The 9287-nt window shown below is 51.9% G+C and carries 8 protein-coding genes, 1 tRNA gene and 1 pseudogene; all 10 read left to right on the top strand.

Features of this window, described 5'->3' with window-relative positions; all coding sequences use genetic code 11:
* Nucleotides 1-18: 18 nt before the first annotated feature.
* Nucleotides 19-168 (top strand): 50S ribosomal protein L33, encoded by a 150-nt coding sequence (rpmG, locus tag ABYV26_RS14455; RefSeq protein ID WP_155303881.1) that lies wholly within the window; start codon nt 19-21, stop codon nt 166-168.
* A gap of 30 nt (nt 169-198) precedes the next feature.
* Nucleotides 199-275, top strand: a tRNA-Trp gene (locus ABYV26_RS14450).
* Nucleotides 276-358: 83 nt separating this feature from the next.
* On the top strand, nt 359-718 hold the full coding sequence (secE, locus tag ABYV26_RS14445) for a preprotein translocase subunit SecE (protein ID WP_372682057.1): 360 nt from the start codon (nt 359-361) through the stop codon (nt 716-718).
* Between the two features lie 16 nt (nt 719-734).
* Nucleotides 735-1265, top strand: a complete 531-nt coding sequence (gene nusG / locus ABYV26_RS14440; protein WP_372682056.1) for a transcription termination/antitermination protein NusG — start codon at nt 735-737, stop codon at nt 1263-1265.
* 76 nt (nt 1266-1341) lie between these two features.
* Nucleotides 1342-1764, top strand: a complete 423-nt coding sequence (gene rplK / locus ABYV26_RS14435; RefSeq protein WP_372682055.1) for a 50S ribosomal protein L11 — start codon at nt 1342-1344, stop codon at nt 1762-1764.
* Nucleotides 1765-1858: 94 nt separating this feature from the next.
* Nucleotides 1859-2563, top strand: a complete 705-nt coding sequence (gene rplA, locus ABYV26_RS14430; protein ID WP_372682054.1) for a 50S ribosomal protein L1 — start codon at nt 1859-1861, stop codon at nt 2561-2563.
* A gap of 298 nt (nt 2564-2861) precedes the next feature.
* Nucleotides 2862-3386, top strand: a complete 525-nt coding sequence (gene rplJ / locus ABYV26_RS14425) for a 50S ribosomal protein L10 (protein WP_372682053.1) — start codon at nt 2862-2864, stop codon at nt 3384-3386.
* A gap of 75 nt (nt 3387-3461) precedes the next feature.
* Nucleotides 3462-3842, top strand: coding sequence for a 50S ribosomal protein L7/L12 (rplL, locus tag ABYV26_RS14420; protein ID WP_372682058.1), 381 nt, complete (start codon nt 3462-3464; stop codon nt 3840-3842).
* A 142-nt stretch (nt 3843-3984) separates the two neighbouring features.
* Nucleotides 3985-8070: a DNA-directed RNA polymerase subunit beta gene (gene rpoB / locus ABYV26_RS14415; RefSeq protein WP_372682052.1), complete on the top strand. Its 4086-nt coding sequence runs from the start codon at nt 3985-3987 to the stop codon at nt 8068-8070.
* Nucleotides 8071-8141: 71 nt separating this feature from the next.
* Nucleotides 8142-9287 (top strand): annotated as a pseudogene (locus ABYV26_RS14410) (DNA-directed RNA polymerase subunit beta'); the annotation flags it as partial.

Below are 9287 nucleotides of genomic sequence, written 5' to 3'. Positions count from 1 at the left end.
CCCAAGGAGTGCCTTCAAGTGAGAATCATTATAACACTGGCCTGCACGGAGTGTAAGCGAAGAAACTATACAACGACCAAAAACAAACGTACAACGCCTGACAAGTTGGAGTTCAGCAAGTATTGTCGATTTTGCAAAAAGCATACGCCGCACAAAGAAACAAAGTAATCCTTCAATCAGGCGTTGAGGATTTCATGCAGGCCAGTAGCTCTAATTGGTAGAGCATCGGACTCCAAATCCGGGTGTTGGGGGTTCGAATCCCTCCTGGCCTGCCACATTTTCAGGTGAATTTTGCAATGGCGCTGATAGCAGAAGGCTAAAACGGTCAACAGTTGTCCGTCATTGATGATAACGGGGTATGATGGGACGATTACTTCGAAAGAAAGATCCAAGCAAGAAGATTAAAAAAGAGCGGCCGACTGATGAAGTCGGGCAGGATCTGAATTCCCCCGCTTTACAGGGAGCAACGCAACCGGCGGTGAAAAAAACCTATACGCCGGTAAGCAAACCTACGGCTGTCAAGGAAAAGAACTTTATAGACAAGGGGCTCCAGTTTCTCAGAGAAGTGAAAGTAGAGCTTAAAAAAGTTACCTGGCCTTCGCGCAAGCAGACAATGGGCTCGACGGTGGTGGTGCTGGTGATCGTGACGATCATTTCACTTTTTCTGGGAATCGTAGACGCAGGCCTTGCCGGATTGATCCGAGCAGTTTTGCAATAATGCAGGAGCGTTCATAGTGTCAAAAAAATGGTATATTGTTCATGTCTATTCTGGATTCGAGAATAAAGTCAAAGCTTCTCTCGAAGAAAAAATAGCCTCGTCGCTTAATCCCGATAAGTTTGACAAGGTCCTCGTTCCGACTGAGGAAGTCGTTGAATTGGTCAAGGGAAAGCGGAGGACCTCGGCGAGAAAGTTTTACCCCGGGTACCTGCTCGTCAGGATGGAACTGGATGATGAAACATGGCATATCGTGAACAATACACCCAAGGTTACCGGTTTTTTGGGCGGTCGAGAAAAGCCGACGCCGATTTCACAGGAAGAAGCTGACACCATACTCAACCGGATGGAGGCGGGTAAGAACCAGCCGCAACCTAAATACTTCTTCGAAACCGGCGACGAGATTCGTGTAACCGACGGCCCCTTTACCAATTTCAATGGAACGGTGGAAGAGGTCAGCCCTGAAAAAGGGAAGATCAAGGTGCTGGTGAGTATATTCGGCCGGTCAACACCGGTTGAACTGGATTTTGTCCAGGTCACGAAATTGTAACCGCCCCGACGGCGGTTTCATCTGGACAGTTTTTACCATTCAATAGAACTATATCTTCAAGGGAATTGATCGAAAAATGGCTAAAAAGGTAATGGCTCAGATAAAGCTTCAGGTTGAAGCAGGCAAGGCAAATCCTTCCCCTCCCATCGGTCCGGCGCTCGGGCAGCATGGCGTCAATATCATGGATTTTTGCAAGGCGTTTAATGCACGCACCGCTAACGATGCCGGTATGATCATTCCGGTGGTTATCACCGTATTCCAGGACCGCTCATTTACCTTCATTACCAAAACACCGCCGGCTGCCGTGCTGCTTAAAAAAGCGGCTAAAGTAGCCAAAGGAGCCGGCGACCCCAAACGTGATCGGGTGGGCAAGGTAACCATGGCTCAGGTCGAAGAAATCGCAAAAATAAAAATGGAAGATCTTAACGCAAACGACCTGGCTGCTGCCTGCAAAATTATCAGCGGTACCGCAAGAAGCATGGGAATTGATGTCAATTAGCTGTCCGGGTGAGTCTCGAGCGGCGATTCAGCAACGATGAGATGACGGTCAGACGGAAACGCCGAGCTAAAAAAATCAAGGAGCAATAGTTAAAATGCCTAAGCGTGGTAAGAAATATAAGGAATCATCAAGCAAGATCGAGTCTACCAAGCGTTACGATTTCACCGAAGCGATCGATGTCGCCATATCCTCCTCCTTCGCAAAGTTTGATGAAACCATCGATGTGGCCGTGCGCCTCGGCGTTGATCCCCGGCATGCCGACCAGATGGTTCGCGGAACCGTCGTCCTGCCCAACGGCCTTGGAAAAGAAGTCAAAGTGCTTGTTTTCGCCAAGGGTGAAAAGGAGATGGAGGCAAGAGATGCCGGTGCCGAATTCGTCGGCAACGAAGACCTGGTCGAAAAAATCAAAGAAGGGTGGTTCGGATTCGACAAAGCCATCGCCACACCGGACATGATGGGCACCGTTGGTAAGATCGGTCGACTCCTTGGCCCCAGAGGCTTGATGCCCAACGCAAAAACCGGAACGGTCACTTTTGATGTGGCTAAAACGGTCCAGGAACTCAAAGCCGGCAAGATTGAGTTTCGGGTTGAAAAAGCGGGCATCGTTCATGCGCCGATGGGAAAAGTATCCTTCGGTTCACAAAAGCTTATAGAGAATATCTCCGCATTTATAGAAACAATCATGAAACTGAAACCATCTTCCAGCAAAGGCACCTACCTGAAAGGGATTGCCGTGTCCACCACGATGGGACCCGGAATCAAAATCGATACAGCACTGGTAAAGGATTTGGGAAAATAGGAGCGCCATCGGGCTCCTGCTATCCTTGGTTGGTGAACCATTTTTTTAGCGGCAGGCATGAACCAGCCTGTCTAATCACGCTGTCAAAGACTGTAGGTTCACAAAGGCCCATCAAGAAAAGGGACTGCGTGTATAATCGGTTTATACCGGCCTGCCGAGACGGAGTTGAAGCGTTTCACGAGGTCATCCTAAAACGTCATCTTTACCAACGCTGATGTTATAGAAGCGCCTCTTTAAAATCAACGCCATCATGTGTCCTCCGGTTTTTGCAGATCAAGGAAGGGGGTGTAATCAAGCATTGGATATTAACGAAAAAAAGAGAATCACTGACGACCTACAAGGGCGCCTGAAAAAGTCAACGATCGTTATTCTGACTGATTACAAAGGGCTCGACGTCTCAGCGATGAACATGTTGAGGAGAAAGCTCAGAGAGGCCAATGCCGAATATCAGGTGGCTAAAAACTCGCTTCTCGTGCGTGCTTCGGAAGGCAATGACGTCACCCTGATCAAGGATCAGTTCAAGGGACCAAGCGCCATCGCCTTGACCTATGGCGATCCCGTTGCACCGGCAAAAGTGCTCACCGATTTCGTAAAGGACAATAAGAACTTTGAAATCAAGGTGGGCGTGCTCAACGGCAAGGTTGTGGATTCTGAAGGAATCAAGGCGCTGTCTTCACTGCCGACCAGGGAAGTTCTGTTGGCTCAGCTGCTCTCAACCATGAACGCCGTTCCGACATCACTCGTCACCGCACTGAGTGACGTACCGAGACGAATGCTGAACGTGCTTCAGGCAATCAAGGACCAGAAAGAAGCCCAGGCCTGATTGGGTCCATTGACTAAACGAAATTGAACGACCGTAAAATTATTAAACCTGGAGGAAAAATTACCAATGGCTGATATTACCAAAGCAGATGTTATCGAGTTTATAGCAAATATGTCCGTTCTTGAGCTCTCCGAGATGGTTAAGGAGATGGAAGAAAAATTTGGCGTCTCCGCAGCAGCGCCGGTTGCCATGATGGCCGCCGGTCCCGTGGGCGACGGGGCGGGCGCGGATGCAGCCGAGGAAAAGAACGAATTTGACGTCATGCTGATCGCTGCCGGCGACAAGAAGATTGCCGTTATCAAAGAAGTTCGCGCCATTACCGGCCTGGGGCTTAAGGAAGCCAAAGCGTTGGTGGATGAAGCTCCCAAGGCGGTCAAAGAGGCCATTCCGAAAGAGGAGGCCGAAAAGCTTAAAGCTCAGCTTGAAGAAGCGGGTGCCCAAGTGGAGCTCAAATAATAACCCGACCGGCGACAGCCGTCATGAGTAGCCATAATATTCTTTTTTTACTAAAAAAAGCATTGAATGTGAAAATGGGGTACAAAGGTGAATAGTCCTTTGATCCCATTTTCTCATTCCTAAATCATCTATCGGAGTTGCCATGTCGAATAGACCAACGGCGAACAAGAGAATACGAAAAAGCTTCGGCAAAATTAAAAAAATTGTAGAAATCCCTGATTTAATCGGTATGCAGCGTGATTCATACCAGCGATTTCTCCAAATGAACGTGCCTCCCGAAAAACGGGAAGACATCGGTTTGCAGGCGGTTTTCAAGTCCGTATTTCCGATCAAGGACTTCACGGGCAGTGCTTCTCTGGAGTTTGTGTCTTATCGATTTGCTGAAATCAAGCATAGTGAAGAAGAGTGTGTCCACCGCGGCATGACCTATGAACTGCCGGTTCGGATAACGGTCCGGTTGGTGGTGTATGACACAGATAAAGATACCGGTGTGTCCAACATCAGAGACATCAAGGAACAGGAAATTTACTTCGGAACCATTCCACTGATGACTGCAAAGGGGACCTTCATCATCAATGGAACGGAGCGAGTCGTGGTCAGCCAGTTACATCGATCCTCGGGGGTCTTCTTTGACCACGACAAAGGCAAAAGCCACTCCAGCGGGAAAATTATCTACAGTTCTCGGATTATCCCGGTACGAGGATCCTGGATCGATCTCGAAATAGATCCCAAGGACATTGTATACATCCGAATCGACCGCCGCCGGAAATTTCCAGTTACCGTTCTGTTTAAAGCTTTCGGCTACTCCACCGAAGATCTGTTGAGCTACTTCTACAAAACCGAAAAGATTATTTTTGACGGCAAGGAATACTACCGGGGGTTTGCTCCTGAGCTCTTGAAGGGAACGCGGGCCAGCAAAGATGTCATAGACCCAGAGACCGGAGAGGTGCTTGTCAAGAAAGGGCGTATTTTTACCCAGCGCGCCCTCAAACAGATGACCGCCAGCAACTTCGATCGGATTCCCTTCGAAAGGGAAGACTTGCTTGACAAGGCTATTGCCTTTTCTGTGGCCAACCCGGAAACCGGAGAGCTGATGGCTCACGCCAATGACGTGGTGGACGAAACCATGTTGAAGCAGTTTGAAGATACCGGCGTCAAAGAATTCGAAGTGCTGTTTATCGACGGGGCCTCCAGCAGTGATTCCATCAGAAAGACCCTGCTGCTGGACAAGGTAAGCAACAAAGAAGAAGCGCTGATCGAGATATACCGGCTGCTTCGGCCCGGAAACCCTGCAACACCCGAAGTGGCTCAGGACTTCCTGGACCACCTTTTCTTCAAGTCCTCTTACTACGATCTGTCCGGCGTTGGGCGTCTCAAGATCAATCTGCGCCTTGGAATCGATACGCCGGTGAACGTCCGAACCCTCCGAAAAGAGGATATCCTTTTGACGGCCAACACCTTGGTCGAACTTCGGGATACCCAGGGTGTGGTGGATGATATCGACCATCTCGGAAACCGGCGGGTACGTGCCGTCGGAGAATTGCTTGAGAACCAATACCGCATTGGTCTGGTTCGCATGGAACGGGCCATCAAAGAACGCATGAGCCTCCAGGAAGTTGATGCGTTGATGCCACACGACCTGGTAAACCCGAAGCCCGTTTCAGCAGTCGTCAAGGAGTTTTTCGGCACCAGTCAGCTCAGCCAGTTCATGGACAAAACCAACCCGTTGTCCGAGACCACCCACAAAAGACGACTCAGTGCATTGGGACCGGGGGGCTTGACGCGAGAACGAGCCGGCTTTGAAGTCCGTGACGTTCACCCGTCCCACTACGGCCGGATCTGTCCGATCGAGACGCCTGAAGGCCCCAATATAGGGCTCATCGTCTCCTTGAGCACCTATGCCAAGGTGAATGATTTCGGTTTTATCGAGACGCCGTACCGGGTGGTTGAAAATGCCACGGTATCCAGGGATGTCAAATTCCTAAGCGCTTTCGAAGAGAAGGACCATCCCATCGCTCAGGCCAACGCGCCCATCAATGAGGATTCCCAGGACATCAACCCGACGGTTACGTCCAGGGTCGCCGGCGAATTCATGATGGTTGAACGGGAGAAGATCGAACTGATGGACATCTCTCCCAATCAGCTGGTGAGCGTCTCTGCGTCACTGATTCCCTTCCTCGAAAATGACGATGCCAACCGTGCGCTGATGGGATCCAATATGCAACGACAGGCGGTTCCCCTGATCAAGGCGGAGGCACCGCTGGTGGGAACCGGAATCGAAGGGGTGGTGGCCAAGGACTCCGGCGTCACGGTCGTGGCCGGCCGAGACGGTGAAGTGGTCGATGTGGACACATCGCGGATTGTTTTGAAGCACGACTCTTCCGAGGCCGGTGCCGACAAGCAGGTGACCATTTATAACCTACTCAAATTTGTCCGCTCCAACCAGAATACCTGCTTCAATCAACGCCCCATCGTAAAGATAGGCCAGTTTGTCCACGCCGGTGAGATCATCGCCGACGGCCCTGCCACCGAGCAGGGGGAGCTTGCTTTGGGGAAAAACGTCACTGTGGCATTCATGCCCTGGGGTGGGTACAACTTCGAGGACTCGATCCTCGTCAGCGAACGCTTGGTGAGAGACGGCGTCTACACCTCGGTGCATATTGAAGAATTCGAAGTCGTGGCCCGTGACACCAAACTGGGCAAGGAAGAGGTCACCCGTGATATCCCCAATGTCGGTGAAGAGGCATTAAGAAATCTCGACGACAGCGGGATTATCCGCCTGGGCGCCGAGGTCAAACAGGGTGATATCCTCGTCGGAAAAATTACGCCCAAAGGCGAGACGCAGCTGTCGCCGGAGGAAAAGCTGCTTCGGGCCATATTTGGCGAAAAGGCCGGCGATGTCAAAGACACCTCTCTGCGGGTTCCGCCGGGTGTGGAAGGCATCGTGATCGACGCCAAAATATTCTCCCGGCGCGGCGTCGAAAAGGATGAACGCACCCTGGTGATTGAAGCTGCCGAAATGGCGGCAATGGAGAAGAATAAAGACGACGAAATCAAAATTATCGGCGAAAGCGTCCGGTCTCAGTTGGAAACGCTGCTGAATGGCCAGAAATGCTCGGCCCCGCTGAAAAAGGGGAAGAAGGTCTACCTGGCAAAAAATACCCCCATTGAACCGGGCAGCCTGGTTCAGGTCCCCATTGCCGAACTGGAAGGATTGCTATTCGACGATCCAGTGCTTACGGAAAAGGTCCACCAGGTGCTGGATGTATACCGTACGCAGGTGGCCCGCTGCCAGGAGGAGTTTGAAGGCCGGCGGGGGCGCTATGAAAAGGGAGATGAGTTGCCGCCGGGCGTCATTAAAATGGTCAAGGTCTACGTCGCCATGAAGCGTAAGCTTTCCGTCGGGGACAAAATGGCCGGGCGCCATGGCAACAAGGGCGTGGTGTCCAGGATCCTTCCCATCGAAGACATGCCGTACTTTTCGGATGGCAGGCCCGTCGACATGGTGCTCAATCCGCTGGGTGTCCCGTCACGAATGAACGTCGGCCAGATTCTTGAAATTCACCTGGGTCTGGCGGCAAAGGGGCTTGGCGATCAGCTTAACACGCTGTTCGAAGAGAACAAGGTCCAGGATCTTCGCAAAAAACTGACCAATATATTTGACTCGGCTGCCGGCAATCTGAAAAAGATGAGCGAAAAAGAGGTAAAAGACCTGGCATCGTTCTACCGCAACGGTGTTCATATGGCGACCCCGGTCTTTGATGGTGCCAAAGAGGATGAAATCAAGCGGCTGCTGGTCGAGGCGGATATGAGTCCTACGGGCCAGACGACACTCTATGACGGACATACCGGAGAGGCGTTCAAGGAAAAGATCACCGTCGGCACCATGTACATGCTCAAACTCCACCATCTGGTCGATGACAAAATACACGCCAGATCCATCGGACCCTATAGCCTGGTGACGCAGCAGCCTTTAGGCGGCAAGGCCCAATTCGGTGGTCAGCGGCTGGGAGAGATGGAGGTCTGGGCTATGGAAGCATACGGGGCCGCCCACGCGCTGCAGGAATTCCTGACGGTCAAGTCGGATGATATGGCCGGCCGTACCCGGATGTACGAAAAGATCGTCAAGGGGCAGAACGTATTGGAGCCCGGCATTCCCGAATCGTTCAAGGTGCTCACCAAAGAACTCCAGAGCCTGGGGCTGGATGTGACCCTGCTGGAGGACTGATCGGGTGAGTCCGGCGTCATTGGCGTGCCACCCCCTTTGATTATCCTTAACGCCATTAAAGGAAAATATATATGGAAACACTGTATGACTTTTTTTCTAAACCGACAGACCCCCGCCGTTATACCGGCGTCAAGGTTTCTCTGGCCTCTTCGGACCAGATTCGGCAATGGTCCCATGGCGAGATCAAAAAGCCGGAAACGATTAACTACCGGACGTTCAAGCCCGAGCGTGACGGACTGTTCTGTGCCAAAATATTCGGGCCGACCAAGGACTACGAGTGCAACTGCGGCAAGTACAAGCGGATGAAACACCGGGGGGTGATCTGCGAAAAGTGCGGCGTTGAAGTGATCCAATCAAAGGTGCGACGGGAGCGCATGGGGCACATTGAATTGGCCACGCCGGTCTCCCACATCTGGTTTCTCAAGAGCCTGCCGAGCAAGATCGGCAACCTTCTCGATATCACGCTGAAGAACATGGAGAAGGTGCTCTATTTTGATTCATATATCGTCATCGATCCAAAAGACACCGCCCTGACTCGCGGCCAGCTGCTGTCTGACGACAAATACCAGGAGGCCATCGAGACATACGGATTTGGGAAATTCGAAGCGGGTATCGGTGCCGAGGCGGTCAAGGCGATGCTGGAAAACATCGAGCTTGACGAACTCTACCAGGAACTCAGAAAAGATATCCGGGCGACGAATTCCGTGGCCAAACGGCAGAAACTGTCCAAGCGGCTGAAGATCGTGGACGCGTTCATGCGGTCGGGGTTGGAACCCGTTTGGATGATCATGGACGTCATCCCCGTGCTGCCCCCCGACCTCAGACCCCTGGTTCCGCTTGAAGGCGGGCGCTTCGCCACCTCCGACCTGAACGACCTATACCGCCGGGTCATCAACCGCAATAACCGGCTCAAACGGCTCATGGATCTCAAGGCGCCGGAAATTATCGTCCGCAATGAGAAACGGATGCTCCAGGAATCGGTTGATGTGCTTTTTGACAACGGCCGTCACGGCCGGGTGATCACCGGCACCAACAAACGACCGCTCAAATCCTTAAGTGACACCCTGAAAGGCAAACAAGGCCGGTTTCGCCAGAATCTTCTGGGAAAACGGGTGGACTACTCCGGTCGAACGGTGATCACCGTCGGTCCAAACCTGCGGCTTCACCAGTGCGGTCTTCCGAAAAAGATGGCGCTCGAACTGTTCAAACCCTTCGTT

The organism is Desulfosarcina sp. (assembly GCF_041551955.1).
GTDB lineage: Bacteria > Desulfobacterota > Desulfobacteria > Desulfobacterales > Desulfosarcinaceae > Desulfosarcina.
This window is presented reverse-complemented; position numbering and strand designations above follow the sequence as displayed.

Bases quoted from the DNA above. Each gene is read 5' to 3' on its own strand.
- rplK (WP_372682055.1), top strand. From the start codon at position 1,342: ATGGCTAAAAAGGTAATGGCTCAGATAAAGCTTCAGGTTGAAGCAGGC.
- rpoB (WP_372682052.1), top strand. From the start codon at position 3,985: ATGTCGAATAGACCAACGGCGAACAAGAGAATACGAAAAAGCTTCGGC.
- rplA (WP_372682054.1), top strand. From the start codon at position 1,859: ATGCCTAAGCGTGGTAAGAAATATAAGGAATCATCAAGCAAGATCGAG.
- secE (WP_372682057.1), top strand. From the start codon at position 359: ATGATGGGACGATTACTTCGAAAGAAAGATCCAAGCAAGAAGATTAAA.